15 protein-coding genes and 1 tRNA gene are annotated in these 21,506 nt (G+C 59.7%); 10 read left to right on the top strand and 6 right to left on the bottom strand.

Annotated elements, in window-relative coordinates; genetic code table 11:
• Positions 1-29: 29 nt before the first annotated feature.
• The 4 genes from ABZS45_RS05820 to ABZS45_RS05805 form a co-directional block, all read right to left on the bottom strand.
• A protein-coding gene (locus tag ABZS45_RS05820) for an IS3 family transposase (protein WP_412099203.1) occupies positions 30-1,222 on the bottom strand; the annotation gives its coding sequence in 2 pieces (ribosomal slippage) (positions 30-940 and positions 940-1,222; 1,194 coding nt in all).
• A gap of 514 nt (positions 1,223-1,736) precedes the next feature.
• On the bottom strand, positions 1,737-3,023 hold the full coding sequence (locus ABZS45_RS05815) for an MFS transporter (RefSeq protein WP_412101025.1): 1,287 nt from the start codon (positions 3,021-3,023) through the stop codon (positions 1,737-1,739).
• A gap of 46 nt (positions 3,024-3,069) precedes the next feature.
• On the bottom strand, positions 3,070-4,422 hold the full coding sequence (locus ABZS45_RS05810; RefSeq protein WP_412101024.1) for a dicarboxylate/amino acid:cation symporter: 1,353 nt from the start codon (positions 4,420-4,422) through the stop codon (positions 3,070-3,072).
• A 118-nt stretch (positions 4,423-4,540) separates the two neighbouring features.
• Positions 4,541-5,611, bottom strand: a complete 1,071-nt coding sequence (locus tag ABZS45_RS05805) for a biotin/lipoate A/B protein ligase family protein (protein ID WP_412101023.1) — start codon at positions 5,609-5,611, stop codon at positions 4,541-4,543.
• A 470-nt stretch (positions 5,612-6,081) separates the two neighbouring features.
• Between ABZS45_RS05805 and ABZS45_RS05800 the strand changes: the two genes are divergently transcribed.
• From ABZS45_RS05800 to ABZS45_RS05780, 5 genes are all read left to right on the top strand, one after another.
• Positions 6,082-6,942, top strand: a complete 861-nt coding sequence (locus tag ABZS45_RS05800) for a PRC and DUF2382 domain-containing protein (protein WP_412101022.1) — start codon at positions 6,082-6,084, stop codon at positions 6,940-6,942.
• Positions 6,943-7,065: 123 nt separating this feature from the next.
• A complete protein-coding gene (gene fdnG, locus ABZS45_RS05795) occupies positions 7,066-10,338 on the top strand; it encodes a formate dehydrogenase-N subunit alpha (protein WP_412101021.1) in 3,273 nt (1,090 codons plus the stop codon).
• Between the two features lie 9 nt (positions 10,339-10,347).
• Complete coding sequence (locus ABZS45_RS05790) at positions 10,348-11,391, top strand: 4Fe-4S dicluster domain-containing protein (protein ID WP_412101020.1); 1,044 nt, start codon at positions 10,348-10,350, stop codon at positions 11,389-11,391.
• On the top strand, positions 11,388-12,473 hold the full coding sequence (nrfD, locus tag ABZS45_RS05785; protein WP_412101019.1) for an NrfD/PsrC family molybdoenzyme membrane anchor subunit: 1,086 nt from the start codon (positions 11,388-11,390) through the stop codon (positions 12,471-12,473). The genes ABZS45_RS05790 and nrfD overlap by 4 nt, the downstream gene beginning before the upstream one ends.
• 128 nt (positions 12,474-12,601) lie before the next feature.
• Positions 12,602-13,504 (top strand): GDSL-type esterase/lipase family protein, encoded by a 903-nt coding sequence (locus tag ABZS45_RS05780; RefSeq protein ID WP_412101018.1) that lies wholly within the window; start codon positions 12,602-12,604, stop codon positions 13,502-13,504.
• Here the strand turns inward: ABZS45_RS05780 and selD are convergent.
• Entirely contained in the window at positions 13,501-14,481 is a 981-nt protein-coding gene (gene selD, locus ABZS45_RS05775) for a selenide, water dikinase SelD (RefSeq protein WP_412101017.1), read from the bottom strand. The two genes, ABZS45_RS05780 and selD, sit on opposite strands and share 4 nt — an antisense overlap.
• A gap of 35 nt (positions 14,482-14,516) precedes the next feature.
• Here selD and ABZS45_RS05770 point away from each other — a divergent pair.
• The 3 genes from ABZS45_RS05770 to selB all read left to right on the top strand — a co-directional run bounded on the left by ABZS45_RS05770 (position 14,517) and on the right by selB (position 17,710).
• Positions 14,517-14,611, top strand: a tRNA-Sec gene (locus tag ABZS45_RS05770).
• A 24-nt stretch (positions 14,612-14,635) separates the two neighbouring features.
• Positions 14,636-15,919 carry an L-seryl-tRNA(Sec) selenium transferase gene (gene selA, locus ABZS45_RS05765; RefSeq protein WP_412101016.1) on the top strand — a complete coding sequence of 428 codons (1,284 nt, stop codon included), beginning with the start codon at positions 14,636-14,638 and terminating at the stop codon, positions 15,917-15,919.
• Entirely contained in the window at positions 15,920-17,710 is a 1,791-nt protein-coding gene (selB, locus tag ABZS45_RS05760) for a selenocysteine-specific translation elongation factor (RefSeq protein WP_412101015.1), read from the top strand. It abuts the gene before it with no gap.
• Between the two features lie 71 nt (positions 17,711-17,781).
• Here the strand turns inward: selB and ABZS45_RS05755 are convergent, their stop codons facing one another.
• Entirely contained in the window at positions 17,782-18,621 is an 840-nt protein-coding gene (locus ABZS45_RS05755) for a hypothetical protein (protein WP_412101014.1), read from the bottom strand.
• A gap of 139 nt (positions 18,622-18,760) precedes the next feature.
• On the opposite strand from ABZS45_RS05755, the gene ABZS45_RS05750 reads away from it, so the two are divergent.
• Positions 18,761-20,698: a BCCT family transporter gene (locus ABZS45_RS05750; RefSeq protein ID WP_412101013.1), complete on the top strand. Its 1,938-nt coding sequence runs from the start codon at positions 18,761-18,763 to the stop codon at positions 20,696-20,698.
• Positions 20,699-20,707: 9 nt separating this feature from the next.
• Positions 20,708-21,505: a zinc transporter ZupT gene (gene zupT, locus ABZS45_RS05745; protein ID WP_412101012.1), complete on the top strand. Its 798-nt coding sequence runs from the start codon at positions 20,708-20,710 to the stop codon at positions 21,503-21,505.
• The last annotated feature ends 1 nt before the right edge of the window (position 21,506 follow it).

Here is a 21,506-nt window from a genome sequence, read left to right as displayed (position 1 = left end):
CCCCGGAAAGTAGACACGTCGGGGGTTAGCTATGCTGCTTGGGCCAGTGTAGCTGATGTGAATGCTTCGAAGGTATCGGGGGCTAGAAGATTGCACCAGGAGTGCCGTCTGTGCGTGTTGTAGCGCATGCACCATCGGAAGACTTCTTGGCGGCAGGTAATGGGATTGTCAAAGACTTTCCGATCACGCAGAACTTCACGCTTTAGAGTGGCGTTAAACGATTCTGCCAGGGCATTATCGGCACTCGTTCCCACCGCTCCCATGGATTGGCGAACACCAAGCTGGGTGCAGTGGTCCCTAAATGCTTGTGAGGTGTACACACTGCCGTGATCAGAATGGAAAATTGCCCCTTTCAGGCTTCCGCGGACTTTCCTTGCATGAGATAAAGCTTCGATAACCAGCGATACCCGCATGTGATCGGCGAGTGCATGGCCGACAAGTTTGCGCGAGTAGACGTCGATGACCGTGGCCAGGTACATGTTCTTGCCTCCCTTACACGGCAGGTAGGTGATATCGCCTACGTAGACGTGGTTCGGCCTATCAGCTGTGAATCTGCGGCCTACTAAGTCTGGCATGACTCGGTGGCCAAACTTTCGTCTGGTGGTGATGCATCGACGGCGTTTAGTAAAGCCTTTCAGCCCCATGGATTTCATGATGCGTGCGACCTTCTTGTGATTTATCGGAGGAAAGTCCGTATCGTCGTTGAGACTTGCAGCGATGCGTTTAGCACCATAAAGCCCGTGCTCATCATCGAAGATGGTCTTGATTCTCGCACCAATAAGGGCATCGGAACACGTCTTTAACCTGCGTTTTTCGCGGGTGTTGGCCCATTTGTAGAACGAGGAGCGATTGAGCTTTAACACGTGGCACATCCGCTTGACCGAGTATTCGGTTCGATGGTCATCGACAAACTGGAAGCGGATTACCAGCGTGTCTCTTCGGCAAAATATTTCGCGGCCTTGCGCAGGATGTCGCGTTCTTCACGAAGCTTAGAGACTTCTTTTTCTAGCTGGCGGATCCGTTCAGAATCAGTCGTCGCCTTCGCCTTGTCACGCATGGTCTTCGTGCGGGCACGCTTGCCGGTGCCGTACTGCTTAAGCCAGGAATAAAGTGAGGAACGATTGACTCCAAGCTCTGCTGAAGCCGCGTGAAGTGAGAGGTCCTCATTGTTTTCGTAGAGGGCCACAGCATCACGTTTGAACTGTTCGGAGTACCTAGGCATGGTGGTAGATTACCTTTCTTCCCAACCCAACCGGGCTGGATATCAGGTGTCTACCAAACAGGGGTCAGGTCCAACGCATCCGCGAGCAAGCCCAACACTTAAAACAAGAACTCGACGACTACCAACAACAACAGCAAGCCCAAGCCAAAGCCGAAGCCGAGGACGCGGACAACACCGACACAGATGCCGGCACCGACGACATCCCCTTCTAAACACCCGCCGTCGAATCACACGACGAAGAAGAACTCGGGCACACCCCTTAGGGGCTGAACCCAGACTCGTCGTTTCAAACGACGAAACCTGGCAAAGGGACCTGAAAGGAAAAGAGAAAGACTACGAACCCACACCGTCGAATAAAACGACGATCCTGCCTGGTGCTGAATAGGACTGGGTCAGCTCGTCGTCTGAAACGACGAATGCGGATCGCTAGCGGTCGGGAGACTCAAGCTGCCTCTGGGACTCAAGTGGGGATTGTTGGCGGTAGTTATTGCCAGGTGTCGGTGAGGGGAATGGACTAGACCTCTTTTAGACGATTCCGCTTGGAGGCGAAGAGAACGCCTCCGCCGGTGATAATCGCAGCGGCAACAAGGTAATACGCCGGGGCCAGTTGGTTGTCGGTTTTGTCAATGAGCCAAGTGGCGATCATGGGCGCTGTGCCGCCGAAGACAGCGTTTGCCGTGTTGAAGGTGAGTGCAAAGCCGGAAAGGCGAACATGGGTGGGGAACTGTTCGGAGAGGAAGGAGGGGAGGACGCCGTCGTTAAGCGCAAGCACGCCGCCCAGGCACACCTGGATGATGATGACTAGGAGAATCCCAGCGCCGTCTAGGAGCATGAAGGCAGGGACGATGAAGAGGCCCATGAAAAGTGCAGCACACAGCATGGTGGTGCGGCGTCCCAGGCGGTCCGAAAGTAGGCCGGTGAGAAGTGCGAAGCCGACATAGAAAGCGGAAGCGACCGATGACGCAATGAAAGCAGGTGTTTCCGCCATGCCCAGCTCCTGGGAGAGGTAGGTCGGCAGGTAAGTCAGGATGACATAGAAACCGATGGCGTTGAGAACTGCGCCCGAGAAGGCGATTGCCAGGGCCTTGGGGTATTTGATGACCTCGCGAAGAGGGGATTCTTCCGTGTCATCTTGATTCTCAAAGCGAGAAGACTCGTCGGCGTTGCGGCGAATCCACAGGCCGTAAAGACCCAGAGGTAGTGCGATGAGGAAGGGGACGCGCCAACCCCAGGAGATGAGGGCATCGGCGTCAAGCACGCCGGTGAGTAGTGCTGCGATGAGGGAGCCCAATAGCAGGCCGGATGCTGTGGCGGAAGGCACGATTGCGGCGTAAATGCCCCGCTTATGCGTCGGAGCGATTTCTGCGAGGTGCGTGGCTGCCCCGGCATATTCGCCAGCCGCGGAGAAACCTTGGACCATGCGCGAAAGCAGAAGTAGCAGGGTGGCGGCGAATCCGATTGCTTCGTAGCTGGGAAGGAAGCCGATCACGGCTGTCGCCAGCGACATCATCGTGATTGATACCGTCAGGGTTTGAATTCGTCCGTGTTTGTCACCAAAGTGTCCCCACACAATTCCGCCGAGGGGGCGGACGAGGAAGGAAAGTGCAAACAGTGCGAATGTCATGATGAGCGCGCGGCGCCCTTCCATCTCTGGGAAGAAGACTCGGGAGATAATGGCCGACATATAAATGTAGGCCGCATAGTCGAACCATTCGATGAAGGTTCCTATGAAGGACGCCTTGATAGCGCTGCGGTGTTGTGTGGAATTGGGGTCTGGTGGTGCTTGGGTTGACGTGGACATAGCTTCCACCGTACAGAAACTATGTGTGTTTCACGTCACTTAATATTTAAGCGTTCACGCTTTCCCGGTTGTTCTCATCAGCGTTCATGATGTCATTGACGCCACCTTCGGCAGCGTCCCAGGTTGCTTGGTCTTGGATGTCGGCGCGCTTGGCGACGATCGTGGCGCACAGTGCCTGACCGGTGACGTTGACGGCGGTGCGTCCCATGTCAATGATGGGCTCGATGGCTAGCAAGAGGCCCACGCCGGCGAGCGGAAGGCCCAGCGTGGAGAGCGTCAGCGTCAACATGACGGTGGCGCCAGTCGTGCCAGCAGTAGCTGCGGAGCCAATGACGGAAACGAAGATGATGAGAAGATACTGGGTCGGGGATAGGTCAATTCCGTAGAACTGGGCAATGAAGATGGCAGCGATGGCCGGGTAGACGGAGGCACAGCCGTCCATCTTGGTGGTGGCGCCCAGCGGGATGGCAAAGGAAGCGTATTCGCTAGGCACGCCCATGGCCTTTTCGGTAAACCGCTGGGTGACCGGCATGACTCCCATGGAGGAGCGTGTGACGAAGCCGAGGGAGAAAACCGGCCATACGCGCTTGTAGAAGCCGATGATTGGAATGCGGTTGAACGCAAGGACGGCAGGGTAGACCACAACAATGACAAGGGCGAGTCCGACATACATCGCGAGGACGAACTTGCCCAAGGAGCTCAGCGCATCCCAGCCATAGGTGGCCACGGCCTTACCGATGAGTGCGGCGGTGCCAATCGGGGCGAGGCGAATGATCCACCAGAGAACCACCTGGATGACCTTGAGGAAGGATTCGGTAAAGCGCAGGAAGGGATCGGCTGCTTTGCCGGCCTTAACCGCGGCGATGCCGAGAGCCAAAGAAATAACAAGAAGCTGAAGGGCGCCGAAGCTGAGGGAGATTTCACCGTCGCTCAGCGAAGCCTTGAGTCCAAAGAAGTTGGCGGGGACAAGTTGTTGGAGGAATGCAGTCCAGGAACCAACGTTGGAGGGATCGGCGGCGGTGGAGGCGTCGACAGTCGTGCCCACTCCGGGCTTCATTACTAGCGCGACCAGAATGCCGGCGAGCACGGAGAAGAATGCCGTAATGGCGAACCATACAAGGGTGGAGATTGCCAGCGAGGCGGCGTTAGCCACCTTGCGCAGGTTGGCAACCGAGGTAACAACGGCCGCGAAGATGAGCGGCGGGACCATCACCTTGAGCAATTGGACGTACGCACCGCCGACGCCGGACAAGGTATCGGAGAGCCACGTGGATTCCATGCCGGAAGCGATGAATCCGAGAATCAGGCCAATAATAAGGCCGGCGATGACTTGGGCGCCAAAGCCGGTGGCCCAAGAGGGCAGCGTGCGCGAGGATGCGCGGGAGGGAGTGTCGGACACGAGATTTTTCCTTCTAGACAGTGTTGTATAGAAATGGACCATTTAGTTCGGTACTCTCATACCGATCGGTTCACTTGAACTTATAACACCGTACGCTGCCCAGAAATTCCCCCGCAAATTATGGGATGCGCTTGGTCCATTCATCGTTGAGGAATTTGGTGTCGACGAGGCGACGGGCGGCGGCGAGGGAGTCGTCGGAAAGTACAGCGTCGACGGCGCCGTATCGGGTGGCGAACTCACGAGCCATGGTCTCGATGATTTCCTCGCGAGGCACGCCAGTTTGGCGACGCAGCGGGTCTACGCGCTTCTTTGCGCTGGCCAGACCCTTGGAGGAAACCTTGACCTTGCCAATGCGCAAGACCTCCATCATCTTGTCCGCATCGATGTCGTAGCTCATCGTGGTGTGGTGGAGTACCGCACCCTTGCGGCGCTTTTGGGCTGCACCGCCAATTTTGCCGCCGTCCGAGGTGATGTCATTAATCGGCACGTACCACGCATTGACGCCAAGCTTGCTCAATGCCGCGAGCACCCACTGGTCCAGGTATTCGTAGCTAGCCTCGTAGGAATATCCGGCCACGAGCGACTCCGGGGCGTACAGGGAATAAGTTACACAGTTGCCGCCCTCCATGAACATTGCACCACCACCGGAGATCCGGCGTACTGGAACAATGCCGTGCTTGTCGACGCCCTCCTGATCCAGCTCATTGGCGTAGGACTGGTAGGAACCGAATACGACGGCACGGTCGTCCCATTCCCAGAAGCGGAGCGTGGGCCCGCGCTGTCCTTCAGCAACCTCGTTGAGAAGAACTTCATCAAGCGCGACATTTACTGGAGTGGGGAGAACCCCTGGGCGCAGGATCTCCCAGTGGTGGTCGGTGAAGTCGGTGCCGCCAGACAGCGCGCGCTTGACCGTAACTGCAAGGTGGTGGGTGTCAAAACCGTGAAGGGCTACGGGGGAGTCGATTCGCGCAAGCGCGGCATCGAGCCGGGATTGAATCTCTTCTGTCGAGGTGGCTGTGGTGGTTCCGACCAGCGCCGGGGCTAGTGTCTCGTAGGCTTCTTCGGGTTCGAGGAAGAAGTCACCGGATACTTTCGCTGCGATTACGGTGCTGTCGGCGTCAATATCAAGATCGACGACGAGTAGTTTGCCGCCTGGGACTTTGAGTTCGAAGTGTTTCGTCTGGTTCATGATGTTCAGAGTACTCAATGGTGGAGTTGTGACGATTGGGAATGTAGACCAATTAAGGAATGTGCCGAACGGGGTGAGGGTAGCTAACGTTTATTGGTTGTCCCTGTGGGCAACGTAAAGAGTTGTATAGAGGATTGTTGCTGGGTGCTACGTTGCGAGTGCAGGTTGATGTCTTTGCGTTTCGGTCTGGGTGTGGGGTAGGGGGCGGGGCGTCGGGTTGGTGGGCCTTTGAGGTGCATAAATGGTCCCGTAATCCAATTGTTATAGATGGTGTGACCTGCGAGTAAGCGCGATTTCAACGATGACGTGTGCTGCTCCAGTGGCGCAGTGTCGCTTGATCCGTATGGTGGGTGTCAGCGCAAACGAAAAAGCAAATCTGCTTCCATTTCCCTTGGTTTATGGGGGTAGTGGCGCGAGCTATGGTTTGCCATCCCGATATAGACCAAAATACAGAAAGGTTTAGAGAACTAATGGGTAAGAACATCAAGGATCTGTTTAATGCAACTGCATACGACAAGACCGGCGACAAGCTGGGCTCCGTCAAGGAGGTCTTCGTCGACGAGCAGTCCGGTCAGCCGACTTTCGTTGAGGTCAACCACGGTCTGTTCGGCATGAACTCCAGCTTGGTTCCGCTCCGCGGTCATGATTTCACCGGTGATGAGCTCAAGCTGGCCTTCTCTAAGGACCGTATCGAGAACGCACCGGAGTTTGACTCCGATAAGCCTCTGACTCCTGAGGCGCAGGCGGACATCTTCAAGCACTACGACCTCGAGAACGCACAGGATGTCACCACCTACCGTGACGAGCGTGATGAGCGCGCTGGTGTTGCTGGTGCTGGTGTAGCTGGCGCTGGCGTGGCTGGAGCCGGTGCACATGCTACGGAGGAGACCGCTGCTACCGACCGTGTTGACACTGACCGCGCTACTGCTACCGGTAACGGCGTCTCCAACAACGAAGGTGAAGTTATCCGCTCCGAGGAGCGCCTAGACGTCAACAAGGAGCGCGTGGCCACTGGTGAGGCTCGCCTGCGCAAGTACGTCGTGACCGATACTGAGACTGTTGAGGTTCCGGTCGAGCGTGAAGAGGTTCGCGTCGAGCGCACTCCGATTTCCGAGGCTGACGCTGCCAACTACACCGGCACCATCGGTGACAACGACACCGAAGAAGCCTCCGTCACCCTGCATGAAGAGCGCGTGAACGTAGAGAAGAAGACCGTCCCGGTGGAGAAGGTCAACCTCTCCAAGGAAACCATCAAGGACACCGAGACCCACACCGAGGATCTGCGCAAGGAGCAGATCGATACTGATGGCATCACCGAGACCCGCAAGTAAACTCGGTTAAGGGTTAAAAGGCTGGAGCTGCAAAGCTCCAGCTTTTCGCTTTTTAGGCCTGTTCCGTGTCGTGTGGTCTTAGACAGGGTGGAAAACATGTAGGTAAACCAGTAGGTTTAAGGCATGTCACGTTTTAGCCCACTGAACTGGCCCGTCGTGCGCCAGATCCGAAATAAGGATGCCTTCGGCCGCGACGTATCTACGCAGTCAGCCAAGAGTGAAGACCTGCGCGGACGCACTGTCGACGCGGACCGTGTGGTGCAATCGGTGTGTCCCTACTGCGCAGTGGGCTGCTCCCAGCGCGTCTATGTGAAGGATGACAAGGTCATCCAAATTGAGGGCGACCCGGATTCTCCGATTTCCCGCGGCCGTCTGTGTCCCAAGGGCTCTGCTTCTGAGCAGCTCATTAACTCCTCGACCCGCATCACCACGATTAAATACCGTGCGCCCTATGCCACCGAGTGGCAGGAGCTCGATGAAGAGACCGCGATGAACATGATCGCGGATCGTTTTGTGGAATCGCGGAAGAGGCATTGGGAAGACGTCGATAAGCAAGGGCGTCCCCTCAACCGCACCATGGGCATTGCCGGATTGGGCGGTGCGACGCTGGACAATGAGGAGAATTACCTCATTAAGAAGCTGTTTACGGCAACCGGCGCGATTCAGGTGGAGAACCAGGCGCGCATATGACACTCCGCCACTGTTCCTAGTCTAGGAACATCGTTTGGCCGCGGCGGCGCAACCCAACCGCTGCAGGATATGGCGAATGCGGACTGCATCGTCATTGAGGGTTCTAACATGGCGGAATGCCACCCAGTGGGATTCCAGTGGGTCGTTGAAGCCAAGAAGCGTGGTGCACGCATTATCCACGTGGATCCGCGCTACACGCGTACGTCTGCCTTTGCGAACCGCCACATTGGCATTCGCGGTGGTACCGACGTGGTGCTGCTCGGCGCGATTATCAAGTACGTGCTGGATAATGACCTGTATTTCCACGATTACGTGGTGAATTACACCAACGCGGCGTCGATCATCTCGCCGGATTTTAAGGACACCGAGGACCTCGAGGGTCTGTTCTCTGGGTACGACGCAGAGAAGGGCAAGTATGTCACGGACTCGTGGCAGTACGTGCAGAAACCTGAGGGCTCCTCGTGGAACGTGGAGAAGGATATGACGCTGGAGGATCCGAACACGGTCTTCCAGATTCTCAAGCGCCACTACTCGCGCTACACCCCAGAGATGGTGGAGGAGACGTGTGGCATTTCGCCGGAGGACTTCTACTACTTGGCGGATTCCATTGCGCAGAACTCTAACCCGGAGCGCACGACGTGCTTTGCCTATGCTTTGGGCTTTACCCAGCACACTCTGGGTGCACAGTTCATCCGCACCGCGGCAATCCTGCAGCTGCTCATGGGCAACGTGGGCCGCCCTGGTTCGGGCATCATGGCCTTGCGCGGGCATGCCTCGATTCAAGGCTCGACTGATATTCCGACCCTGTTCAACTCGCTTCCGGGCTACCTGCCCATGCCGCACGTGGATCAGGAGACCTGGGCGGATTACCTGGATTCCTTCCGGCAGGAAGACCAGAAGGGCTTCTGGCAGTTGGGTGAGAACTACGCGGTCTCGCTCATGAAGTCCTATTGGGGCGACGCCGCCACCAAGGACAGTAATTGGGGCTTTGACCTCATGCCGCGCCTGTCCGGTGCGCACTCGACCTATGAGACTTTGCTAGCCATGCTGCGCAAAGAAGTGGAAGGCTACTTCGTCTTCGGCCAGAACCCGGCGGTGGCGCAGTCCAACGGTGGCATGCAGCGCCGCGGACTCGCCTCGCTGAAGTGGTTGGTCGTCCGCGATTTCCAAGAGATTGAAACGGCAAGCTTCTGGAAGGACTCGCCAGAAGTCAAGAACGGCGAGCTCAAGACCGAGGAGATTGGTACCGAGGTCTTCCTCATGCCGGCGGCAACGCACGTGGAGAAGTCCGGAACTTTTACCCAGACCCAACGCATGGTGCAATGGCGCTTCCAGGCGACTCCGCCACCGGGCCAGGCCCGCAGCGAGGCGTGGTTCTTCTACCACCTGGGGAAGAAGATTAGGGAGCGCTTGGCGGATTCGACCGACCCGCGCGACCTGCCGATTAAGTCCGTGACGTGGGATTACACCGAGGATGAACACGGGGATCCCAGCTCGGATGAGATCCTGCGTGAGATCAACGGCTACTACCTCGATGGGCCAAAGAAGGGTCAGCTCTTGCCGGCCTTCACCGAGATGCGCACCGATGGCTCTACCTCCGGAGGCTGCTGGATTTACACCGGCGTGTATAAGGACGGCATCAACCATGCCGCGAAGAAGGTTCCGGGGTCGGAGCAGAACGAAGTAGCACTCGAGTGGGGGTGGGTATGGCCGGCTAACCGACGCATCCTGTACAACCGCGCCTCCGCCAAGCCGGATGGCACTCCGTGGTCGGAGCGCAAGAAGTACATCTGGTGGGATGAGGACCAGGGCAAGTGGGTTGGTGACGATGTCCCGGACTTCCCGGTGACGAAGCGCCCGGACTATGTCGCGCCTGTCGACGCCGTCGGCCCCGACGCCCTCGACGGCGATGATCCCTTCATTATGCAGGCCGACGGCCTAGGTTGGCTGTTTGCCCCGAAGGGGCTGTCCGACGGCCCACTGCCGACTCACTACGAGCCGCAGGAATCCCCGGTCACCAATGCTTTGTACAAGCAACAGCAGTCGCCGACGCGTCTGACGATTAAGCGCGAAGATAACCTCTCCCGACCAGAGCCGGGGGAGCGCGGTGCCGATGTTTTCCCGTTCGTCTTTTCCACCTATCGCTTGACGGAGATGTATACCTCTGGCGCGATGTCACGCCGCTTGCCTTTCTTGGCGGAGTTGCAGCCGGGACTATTCTGCGAGGTGGACAAGGAATTGGCCGCCAAGCGCGGCTTGGTCAACGGTGAGTGGGCCACCATCGTGTCCCCGCGCGGTGTCATCGAGGCACAGGTTTTGGTGACGGACCGCATGGAGATGCTCACCATCAATGGAGAGGACTTCCACCAGATCGGTTTGCCGTATCACTATGGCGAATCGGGGACGACCGAGGTAGCCGGTGACGGCGCCAATGATCTGTTGGGCCTGACCCTGGAACCGAACGTGTTCATCCAGAACTCCAAGGTCGGTGCGTGCGATATCCGGCCGGGTCGTCGCCCACGTGGCGAGGCGCGTATTCAACTTTTGCGCGAGTACCAAGAGCGGGCTCACCTGACCGTTGACTCGGGTAACCGAATCCTCGATGTTTCAGATGCCTTCACAACTGAGAAAGCAGCTACCGAGGACAACACGGGTGATGATGAGACCGCTGGAAACGTCGCCGACTATGAAGGCAAAGAAAGCTAAGGAGGACTAATGGCTAATCTTTTGACCGAAAAAGCTGATAAGCACGGCTATGAGTCCTATCAGCGCATGGCTTTCTTTACGGATACCTCGATTTGCATTGGCTGCAAGGCCTGCGAGGTGGCGTGTAAGGAGTGGAACCGTAACCCGGTTGAGGGGTACGCGGTCACCGGTGACTCTTATGACAACACTGGTTCGCTGGGCGCGAATACTTGGCGCCACGTGGCCTTCATTGAGCAAAGCAACGAGCGTATTGAGCAGGCGCGCGAGGAGGGGCGCAAGCTCGTCTCACTGGGTCTGCCCACAGTCTCTGCGCCAAGCGTGCCCCCGGATACCGATGACTTCCGCTGGCTCATGTCCTCCGACGTGTGCAAGCACTGCACCAACGCAGGATGTTTGGACGTGTGCCCGACAGGCGCGCTCTTCCGTTCCGAATTCGGCACCGTCGTGGTGCAGGATGACGTATGCAATGGCTGCGGGACATGCGTGGCCGGTTGTCCGTTCGGCGTGATTGAGCGCCGCGATGACGGCGGAGTGACGCTGAAGGCGGACAAGACAGCCACCGTGGATTATCAGGTTCCGGATCACGCGGGCGTGAACGTGTTGGCAAAGCTGAAGCAGCTTAAGCCGCAGGGCCCCGACCATACGCCGGGACAGTCCATGCCTATTAAGAATCTGGGCGTGGCCCAGAAGTGCACCATGTGCTATGACCGCCTCAAAATTGGCGAGCAACCCGCCTGCGCCAAAACGTGCCCGACGGACTCCATTCAATTCGGTCCCTACGAGGAGATGCTCGCGGCCGCGCGGGAGCGCGTGCGCGTCCTCCACGAGCAAGGTCTGACCGAAGCGCGCCTTTACGGAGCGAACTCGCAAGATGGTGTTGGGGGAACGGGATCAATCTTCTTGTTGCTCGACTCTCCTGAGGTTTATGGGCTGCCGCCGGATCCGCGCGTGCCCACAGCGGATTTGCCGCAGATGTACAAGACGGCCGTGAAAGCCATCGGCGGCATGGCGCTGGCCGTGGCAGGAGCATTCATGGTGGGAGGCCGTAAATGAGCGATTTTGATGAGTACCGTCCTCCACAGGAGCCGCGTCGGCGTCGTGGCGGCGGGAAGAAGCGCCGACGCGGCCGCGTTGGCGCGGGTGCGCAGGACGGTTCTAAAGAAGAGCGCATGGCGGAGGACTTCGAGTTCTCCTCGTATTACGGCAAGCCCGTAGTCAAGGCCCCGCCGTGGGAGTGGCCGATTGGTGGCTATCTGTTCCTCGGTGGACTTTCGGGAGGCTCGGCATTACTCGCCGCTGGCGCGCAGGCAACGGGGAATACGGAGTTGCGCCGCTCCACCCGATTGACGGCGTTCTCTGCGGCTTCGGTGGGATCCGTTTTTCTCATCCTTGACTTGGGGCGCCCAGAGCGTCTGCTCAACATGTTCCGCGTTTTCAAGGTGACCTCCCCGATGTCCATCGGTTCGTGGATTCTCGGCAGTTTTGCCTCCGCTGCGTCGCTACCCGCAGTTGTCGAGGCGGATGAGTTGATCGGTGGCGTGTTGCCGAGGCCGGTGCGCCGAGCCCTTGATCGGGCAGCGGGCCCTGCGGGAGCCGTTGCGGGCGTTCTTGGCGGCCCATTGGCTGGTTATACAGCTGTGCTCCTAGCTAATACTTCGAATCCGACGTGGAACGATGCGAAGAAGCACTTGCCCTATGTCTTTGTCTCCTCAGCGTCGGCCGCGGCGGCGGGTGCTGCCATGGCCTTTACCCCGGTGAAGAGCGCCGGACCCGCACGAGCACTGGGCATGGCAGCCGCAGTGAGTGACCTAGCTGCGACGCGGATCATGGAAGACCACATGGAACCGGAACCCAGGCGGCCGCTGCATGAGGGATTGCCTGGAAAGCTCATGAAGGCTTCTGAATGGCTCATCGCCTCTGGTGGTGTGGGAACGGCCGTAGCTGCGGCGACCAAGTCGCGCACCGTGTCGGTGCTGTCCGGCCTCGCGCTCATGGCGGGATCTGCGTGCACCCGCTTCGGTGTGCTCAACGCGGGCTTGGAAGCAGTCAAGGACCCAGCCACCACGATTGCTCCACAGAAGCGGCGTGCTGAAGCGCGGGGTGACTACAGCACTTCCGTCGTGACGGGTGGATAAGAACCCTCATTTTGTGATGGGAAAGAATTGCAAGAATGGCAAAGGTTTAGGAAAGAGATAGACCAATGTGATTGAGTAGAACGAGGTAAACATTCTCTCGTTCTCCCTAATCGTTCTGTTAAGGAATCATGTCTCTCTCCTTCTCCCAGCGCATCAAGCGTTTTTCCGCTGCTCTTGCCGCAACTGCTCTGGCCTGCAGTGCCGTGACCTTCTCTACCGCTGCGGCCTCCGCAGAACCGCACCGGGGAGCCGATGTGGTGTTCTTCGGTGACTCTTTCTTTGCTAACCCTGGCTACAAGCAAGTCGCTGGCGTGCGGGCAGATCTCGTGCGTGCTGGGCTGAGCAGTGTGGAAGGTAGTGAGTCAGAAGCGGGTGCCCCGTCCCCGCAGGGCTGCCCGCAAGGCAAGAAGACAGTGGCCGGCGAGTACGGCAAGATTACTGGACGCTCGGTTGCGAACTATGCATGCTCGGCCGCCAAGGCTAGTGAGGGTTCTTTTCGGAAGGACTTTGATCAGCAGGTCGGTGGCGCCATTGCCAATCACCACCTCACTGCCGCTACTAAGAACGTCTTTGTACAATTCGGCGCAAATAACCTGCAGGACATTGCTGTCTCGCAATTCAATAATGGCTTTTACCGCAAGGCCATGGTGAATAACACGAACCGGATCCGTCAGGCTGCGCCGCATGCCACCATCACGTTTGTGGGGTACCCAGCTATCTCTGCCGCTAATGGCGCGATGTGCCCCGTGCGCTCTGGTAGCAGCAGCGAGGTGGGCTTCAACATGGATGTGCTGGGCTTGGTTCGTTTGGGAGAGGACACCATTAACTCCGCGATGCACACTGCAGCCACCGCTGCTGGTGCCAATTACGTTGACCTCCGCCGCGCTTCCATCGACCACAACATGTGTGCTCCGGACTCTATTCGCTGGGTATCCGGCATCAGCGAGAAGTCCGTGACACACAATTTGTCCAACCACCTCACGCATGCCGGAGTCGATGGCGTCGCGCGCATTCTGAGCGCGCGTTCCTAAGCAGAGATAGAAATCCGTGCCTCACCCGGCACGGTTCGCCCGATAACTGGGTAGCCGGGAACCTCTCCGATGAGGAGGAGGCCCCCGGAGGTTTGGGCATCGGCGAGGAAGATCAAGTCCTCTTCGCTCAAGTCCGAATCGAGGTGGGGGCGCACCCAATCCAGGTTGCGGCGCGAGCCACCCGGGATGAAGCCGTCTGCCAAGGCATCCTTCGCGCCGTCCACCGCAGGAACAGCGGAGAAGTCTAGCTCCGCTCCGATGCCGGAGGCGCGGCACATCTTGTAGAGGTGCCCCAGAAGACCAAAGCCGGTGACATCGGTAGCCGCGCGCACACCCGCTGCCACGGCTGCTGCGGAGGCATCCCGATTAAGCGCGGTCATGGAATCCACCGCGGCCTGGGAAACCTCACCTGTGGCCTTGTGCTTGTTGTTGAGGATGCCCACGCCAATTGGCTTGGTCAGCGTGATGGGAAGCCCAGCTTCGGCGGCGTCGTTGCGCATGAGCTTGTCTGGGTCCACAATTCCGGTGGCGGCCAAACCATAGATCGGCTCGGGGGCTGTGATGGAGTGGCCACCAGTAATGGAGATGCCCGCCTCGCTAGCGACGTCCATCCCGCCGCGCAGAACCTCGCGCAGGATGTCCAGGCTGAGCACCTCGCGCGGCCAGCCCACGAGGTTGATCGCGGTAACCGGCGTGCCGCCCATGGCGTAGACGTCGGACAGCGCGTTGGCAGCCGCCACCCGGCCCCAGTCGTAGGGGTCGTTGAGCATTGGTGTGAAGAAATCCGCGGTGGAGATGACGGCAAGGCCGTCCTGGATGCGCACGGCGGCGGCATCGTCGCCGTCGTCAAGCCCCACCAGCACGTTGGGGTCTGCGGTACCCACGAGGCCCTCAACAGCAGACTCGAGCTCACCCGGGGGAATCTTGCACGCACAACCGCCACCGGCGGCAAAGGACGTAAGTTTAATGTCAGTCATAAGTACTACTGTAGCCCCGTGTAAGGTGAGCAGGCGGAGGCGTACGTGTCCTGGTGGGCGCCCCGGTCTTCAAAACCGGTGAGGCCGAGCATCTCGGTCTGGCAGGTTCGATTCCTGTCCGTCTCCGCCATCCGCGCCGCTAGGAGGAACTTTGATGACTGACCCCCGCCGCTTTATCCCGAAGATGGATGAGAGCCTCCAGTACCCGGCGGTGCGCACTGCGCAGGAGCGCAGTGCACCCCACAAGGTGCGCGCGATCATCGACGCCGTGCTTGCCGACGCCCGCTCCGGCTCCCTCGCCCCCTCCCAGATTGAGGAGGAGCTGGCCGCCAGGCTCGATGCTGTGCAGCCTTATTCCTTGCGCCACGTCATCAACGCCACGGGCGTGATCATTCACACAAACCTGGGCAGGGCTCCTTTACCACCGGCTGCGGTGGATGCGTTGGTGGCTGCGGCCGGCTATACGGATGTCGAGATGGACTTGGATAGTGGTCTGCGCTCTCGGGATAGAGGGCGCGCGGCGGTTGATGCGGTGCTGGCAGCCTGTCCCGGCGCGGAGGATGCGCTGATAGTGAACAACGGTGCCTCCGCGTTGCTGTTGGCTACGGCGGCGCTGGCCCCCGGCAAAGAGGTCATCATCTCCCGCGGTGAGCTCATCGAGATTGGCGCGGGCTTCCGCTTGCCCGAGCTCATTGAGTCCACGGCCACCCGCTTGCGTGAGGTTGGCGCGACGAACCGCACCCACCTGGCGGACTATGAGCGGGCCTTGGGGGAGAACACCGGGGCGATTCTCAAGGTGCATCCCTCCAACTTTGTGATCAGCGGCTTCACGTCTTCTGTGCCGGTTGCTGAGCTTCGCGCGCTCACGGACCTGCCGCTCATCGTGGACATCGGTTCAGGGCTGCTTAGGCCAGATGACGCGCTGCCAGCAGAACCCTCCGCCAGTGAGGCTCTTCGCGATGGTGCCGACGTGGTCCTCTTTTCGGGGGATAAGCTGCTCGGCGGCCCGCAGGCCGGGGTGCTCGTGGGCACGAAGGAAGCGATTACTGCGTGTAAGAAGCATCCGCTGGCGAGGGCGGTGCGCATCGATAAGCTGCGGCTCAACGCGCTCGAGGCTTCTCTGTCCACGCCCTCCAACGCCGTGCAGGACGCGCTCCACATTGGTCCGCAGCGCCACCGCGAGCGCACGGAAAAGGTAGCCGCGGCAGTCGGAGGTGAGGTCGTCGAACATGCAGGCCGCGTCGGCGGTGGCGGGGCGCCCGAGGTACCGCTGCCGGGCTGGGCCGTGGCGTTGCCAGAAGAGCTGGCCCGTCCACTGCGATTGGGCGAGCCTCCTGTGGTGGCGCGCGTGAACCAGGGCCGCTGCCTGGTGGATGTGCGCTGCGTTCCGGAGGCACAGGATGCGGAGCTCATCGCGGCATTGCAGGCGGTGATGTAGGTGTATGTAGTGGCCACTGCGGGGCACGTGGATCACGGCAAGTCGAGCCTGGTCAAGGCGCTGACGGGGATGGAACCGGACCGCTGGGAGGAAGAAAAGCGGCGCGGCTTGACCATTGACTTGGGCTTCGTGTGGACGAAGCTTGGCTCCGGCGCCGATGTGGCTTTTGTCGATGTGCCGGGGCATGAGAAGTTCCTGGGCAACATGCTAGCCGGGGTGGGGCCCGCGCCGGTGGTGCTCTTTGTGGTGGCGGCCGATGAAGGCTGGCAGGCGCAATCCACTGACCACCGCGATGCATTGCGCGCTTTGGGAATTGAGCACGGCGTGGTGGCGCTGACTCGTGCTGATAGGGCTGAGACTGCCCGCCGGGTAGAGGTAGCCGCGCAGGTCAAGGCAGAACTGGCTGGAACAGCGCTTGCCGACGCCCCCATCGTCGACGTCTCCGCAAAGACCGGCGAAGGCGTGGAAGAGCTTCGCGCTGAGTTGGACCAGGTACTCGCCGCTATGCCAGTGCCCGATCCAACGGCGCGCGTGCGGTTGTGGGTCGATCGCGCCTTTAGTGTGAAGGGCGCTGGCACCGTGGTGACAGGAACGCTAGCGGCCGGGACGGTATCGGTTGGCGATGACCTTGAGCTTAGTGGGCAACGCGTCACGGTGCGCGGTGTGCACAGCGAGAACACAGCAGTGGACAGTGCTGGTCCGGTTACGCGCGTGGCGCTCAACCTGCGCGGGGTGGCCGCGGACCAGGTGCATCGCGGGGATGCCTTGCTTAGCCCTGGGCGCTGGCGTGTGCTCGACACCGTGGATGTGCGGCGAACGTTCGGTACTGACATGAGCGAGCTTCCACAGAACCTCGTGGTGCACATCGGCACTGCGGGAGTGGGGGCGCGGCTGCGGCCTTTAGGAAGCGAGTTCGCACGGCTAACTCTTGAAAGCCCGCTACCGCTTACTTTGCTCGATAGGTTTGTGGTGCGCAGCCCCGGTGGGCGGCACGTCGTGGCCGGTTTTGACGTGGTGGATGTACACCCAGCCGAACTGAATAGGCGCGGTGATGCCAAGAAACGCGCTGTTGACTTAGAAGCAATAGAACCGACAAACCCGGCCCAATGGCTCAAGCGCTGTGGCTACGCGGAGTTGCGTGGTCTTGTGCGCGATGGCTTTTCGGTGGCAGAAAAGCCGGCGGGAGTCATAGAGTTCCGCGACTGGTGGATCGCCGCCAGCCAGGTCACGGCATGGAAAAGGGCTCTGGTCCAGGCTGTGGAAGCCCATGCCGCGGCGAATCCACTGTCCCCGGGGATAACGAAGGCAGCGGCCATGGATGCGCTGGGTCTGACCGAGCCGGCCTTGCTGGGCCTTGCGGTAGCAGCTGCCAAGCTCGAGACAGTTGATGGCGTGCTGCGCATGCCCGGGCAGACCGTCGACCTTGGCCCTGCGGAGAGGGGAGTGGCTGAACTTGAGCAACGTCTTCGCACCGAACCATTTGCCGCCCCGGAGGCAGAAGATCTTAGGGAGTTGGGACTGGGGGCTAAGGAACTCGCCGCCGCTGAACGCGCCGGGCGCCTGCTCCGGGTGGCTAACGGTGTGGTGCTTCTGCCTTCGGCTCCGCGTGAGGCGCTCAGCGTGGTGGCACAGTTGGAACAGCCCTTTACCCTCTCGGCGGCACGTCAGGCCCTGGGCACGACGCGCCGGGTTGCCATCCCATTACTGGAGCACCTCGACGCAACGGGTGCGACGCGCCTAGTCGACGGAAAGCGGTTCGTGCGCGCGGCAGGGGCAAAGGAACCAAAGTAAAGACACCATCTGCGACTGGATTTCGGAGAAAACCCAGGTCAGTGCATTAGCTTCAGTGCATAAGGTGCCTGTTAAAAGGTGTTTTGGGGGGACGTGAAAGCGCGGGGGCCGGCCGGCAGCGGCGAGGCAAGGGGATCGGCCGGGGTGGTGAATTCCCAGTCAGCGTCGGGGTCGAGCGCCGGCGGGATGGCAGGCTTGTCCGGGTCGAGCGGCAACGGTGGTACTGCGGGGGCGAAGAGCGCTTCGGGGTCTATTGGAAGATCCACGGCGATGCGGCCCGCGGCAACATAAGCGCGGGCGGCAAGGGAGGCGCCGGATTGGGCGGCGGCCGTGAACGCGGCGGCCAGCGCTGGGGTATCGGAGAGCTCCGCGCACGGGCCGAGGACGAGGTTGTCGTGGGTGGCGAGGACGGTGTCGTCGAGAAGCACAAGCGTCACGAAGAGCTGTTCGGTTCCCATCTCGCGGAGCTGATATGCGGTGAGCTCTCCCTCCGTGACACGAACGAGGGCGCCGTATCCACCACTGAGCAGGGCGGTACCCGCTGGCTGATTGTTCGCGGGAATCATCCACGGGTCGAGGCCCAAGGCAACGGCAACGTCCACCTCACCGTCCACGATCTCGACGCTGGCATGTGTTGCTGGATTCATCGCCGCTGTGCGCAGCCGGTTCAGCGCTGGATACTCAGCGGACTCTTCGCCATCGAGCGCACCGAGAAAACCGAAATCCGAGCGCACGCGCCAGCCACCCGTGGTGGGGTCGGGGAGCAAGGAAACGTCGACGAGCGCAGGCTGCTGCGCCAACCCCGGGATGCTCAACGTGGTGGAAAAGTTGACGTGCTCAAGAATCGCGACGTGCTCGACACCAAAATAAGACGGAGCCAGCGGATACAGCACCATGGTTGCGACAGTCACCTCGTGAGTCAGATGGGAAGCGATGGACTCCTTCCAAGCTTACGCAGGAGCCGGAACTCGGATACGGTCGATAGGAGACTTAAAAAACAACATATCGATTAAGGAGTGAAGACCCATCTCAGCTGATTCTCACAGTTCGGTGAATAACACCGACAAGAGCAAGAAGCGCACGCGCGAGGCCAAGCGGATTCTCAAAGACATTATTTATCCGCACAACATTCACCCGGCCTTGGTGCCGGGCGTGTCCATCGAGGACCAGAAGGTCAAGTATGGGGTGGACAAGCCCATCTTGATCGTCGTGGGCGGACTCATTGTGGCCTTTGTGGCCTGGGGCGTCTTTGCGCCCGATCAGGTTTTCAACGCCTCCTCCGCGGCTTTGGATTGGGTCATGCGTAACCTGGGCTGGATCTTTACCGCGCTGGCAACCTTCCTGATGTTCTTGCTCCTCATCCTTGCTTTCTCCAAGTACGGAAAAATCCCCTTGGGCGTGGACGGCGAGAAGCCAGAATTCTCCACGGTGAGTTGGGCAGCTATGCTCTTTGGTGCCGGTATCGGAATCGGCATCATCTTCTTCGGCCCTTTCGAACCACTGAGCTACTACCTCTCGCCGCGCCCCGGCTCCTATGAAGCAGCCAGCGATGAGGCTGTCATGGGCGCGATGGCACAAGCAGCAATGCACTGGGGTATCAATGCCTGGGCAATCTATGCCATCGTGGGACTCTGCGTGGCCTATGTGTCCTATCGGCGCGGGCGAGTGCCGTTGATGAGTTCCATTCTCATGCCGCTTTTTGGCAACCGCGAAACGGACTCCACACCTGCCCGCATTATCGACGGCCTGGCCATCATCGCCACGCTCTTTGGCACGGCGGCAACGCTCGGCATCGGCGCGCTGCAGATCGGCCGTGGCATCGAAATTGTCAGCGGCTGGTCCACCACGGGAAACACGGCTGCATTGGTCATCATCATTGTGCTCTCCATTGGCACAATTTTCTCCGCGGTCTCGGGCGTAGCAAAGGGCATTCGTTGGCTGTCTAATATCAACTTGGTGTTGGCGCTGGGCCTAGCGATTTTCTTCTTTGTCGTGGGTCCCACCGCCTTCCTGGCCAATATGTTGCCTGCCGTCATCATTGAATACCTCGATGAGATGCCGAGCATGCTCTCCGCCAACATGGGTCAAGGCGAGGAGATGGTGTCATTCCTATCCTCCTGGACCACGTTCTACTGGGCCTGGTGGGTCTCTTGGTCGCCCTTCGTTGGCGTCTTCGTGGCCAAGATTTCGCGTGGCCGCACTATCCGCCAATACATTTTGGGCGTCTTACTCATCCCTTCCGCCATCATCGTCTGTGCTTTCACCATTCTGGGCGGTACCACGATCTGGCTGCAGCGCCGCGATGGCGATATTGCTCCTGATGGCACGATTGATTCTATGCCGCCGGCGGAGGACATCTTCTTCACCGTCCTAGACCATCTCCCGGGCGCGCACATCATGGCTCCGCTCGTGCTCGTGATGCTCATCGTCTTCTTTATCACGACGGCGGATTCTGCGTCCATAGTGAACTCACAGCTGACGCAGCGTGGTAACCCGAACCCGAAGCCTGGCGTCACAATCTTCTGGGTTGTGTGCATGGCCGGCATTGCTGTCGTGATTTTGCTAGCGGGCGGCCGCAACGCCCTGCAAGGCCTGCAGAACCTTATTACCGTGACGGCTCTGCCTTTCGCGGTCATCATCGTGCTCATGTGTATCGCGCTGATTCGAGAATTGCGGCACGACCCTGCAGCAATCCGTAGCTTCTACGAGGAACAGGCCATCTCTAATGCTGTCTTGCAGGGTGTGCGCGAGCACGGCGATAACTTCGCGCTAGCCATTGAGCCGACTGCGGACGACTCCGATTACGCCACTGGCGCGGAATTTGATTCCACCGCAGCGGAAGTCACCGAATGGTACGCGCGCACGGATGAAGAAGGCCACGCGGTGGGTTATGACTATGAAACCGGCGAATACACTGACGATGATCCAACCGTGAAGGATGGCGAGTCACTGGTGCTACCCCCAGAGGAGAACTCCGACAAGCTATAGTTTCCCACTATGGACTTAGTCACCATTGCCTTCGCTTTCAGCCTTGTGCTGTTGTCGGGCTTGTCGACGTCCATCGGTGCTGCCTTGGCCGTCGGCAAGCGCGAGCCTGGCCCGAAGTTCATGGCGGCTGCGCTGGGCCTGTCCGCGGGTGTGATGCTTTATGTCTCCTTTATGGAAATCCTGCCGGAGGCCTTGAAGAAGCTAGAGAGCACTCTCGGGGACGAAGCTCGCGCCACCTGGACGATGATGGGGGCGTTCTTCGCGGGCATTGCGCTTATCGCCATCATTGACCGCCTCGTGCCGGAGGAGATTAACCCACACGAGCCGGCCACCACCGAAGAAGAAGCCCGGCGCAAAAGGCTAATGAAGACCGGCATGTTCACCGCCTTCGCGCTGGCCATTCACAATTTCCCCGAGGGTTTTGCCACGTTCCTCTCGGGCCTGGAAGCCCCGGAGATCGCCATCCCCGTTGCCGTGGCTATTGCCATTCACAACATCCCCGAGGGCATTGCGGTAGCGGTACCTTTGCGCAGTGCAACGGGCTCACGCAAGAAAGCCTTCTGGTGGGCCACGCTATCTGGCTTGGCAGAGCCCCTCGGCGCCCTCATTGGCTTCGCGCTGCTGATGCCATTTATCGGGCCGATGACTATCGGCATCTGCTTTGCCGTCATCGCCGGCATCATGGTGTTCATCTCCTTGGATGAGCTTTTGCCCACGGCGGAGGAGACCGGAGAACACCACTGTGCCATCTACGGACTGATCGCCGGGATGGCGGTCATGGCCGTCTCCCTCGCGCTGTTTATCTAAG

Source organism: Corynebacterium aurimucosum (assembly GCF_046895345.1).
Taxonomy (GTDB): Bacteria; Actinomycetota; Actinomycetes; order Mycobacteriales; family Mycobacteriaceae; genus Corynebacterium; species Corynebacterium aurimucosum_G.
This window is presented reverse-complemented; position numbering and strand designations above follow the sequence as displayed.

Bases quoted from the DNA above. Each gene is read 5' to 3' on its own strand.
- ABZS45_RS05815 (WP_412101025.1), bottom strand. From the start codon at position 3,023: ATGTCCACGTCAACCCAAGCACCACCAGACCCCAATTCCACACAACAC.
- ABZS45_RS05780 (WP_412101018.1), top strand. From the start codon at position 12,602: ATGTCTCTCTCCTTCTCCCAGCGCATCAAGCGTTTTTCCGCTGCTCTT.
- nrfD (WP_412101019.1), top strand. From the start codon at position 11,388: ATGAGCGATTTTGATGAGTACCGTCCTCCACAGGAGCCGCGTCGGCGT.
- selD (WP_412101017.1), bottom strand. From the start codon at position 14,481: ATGACTGACATTAAACTTACGTCCTTTGCCGCCGGTGGCGGTTGTGCG.
- ABZS45_RS05805 (WP_412101023.1), bottom strand. From the start codon at position 5,611: ATGAACCAGACGAAACACTTCGAACTCAAAGTCCCAGGCGGCAAACTA.
- ABZS45_RS05790 (WP_412101020.1), top strand. From the start codon at position 10,348: ATGGCTAATCTTTTGACCGAAAAAGCTGATAAGCACGGCTATGAGTCC.
- selA (WP_412101016.1), top strand. From the start codon at position 14,636: ATGACTGACCCCCGCCGCTTTATCCCGAAGATGGATGAGAGCCTCCAG.
- ABZS45_RS05800 (WP_412101022.1), top strand. From the start codon at position 6,082: ATGGGTAAGAACATCAAGGATCTGTTTAATGCAACTGCATACGACAAG.
- zupT (WP_412101012.1), top strand. From the start codon at position 20,708: ATGGACTTAGTCACCATTGCCTTCGCTTTCAGCCTTGTGCTGTTGTCG.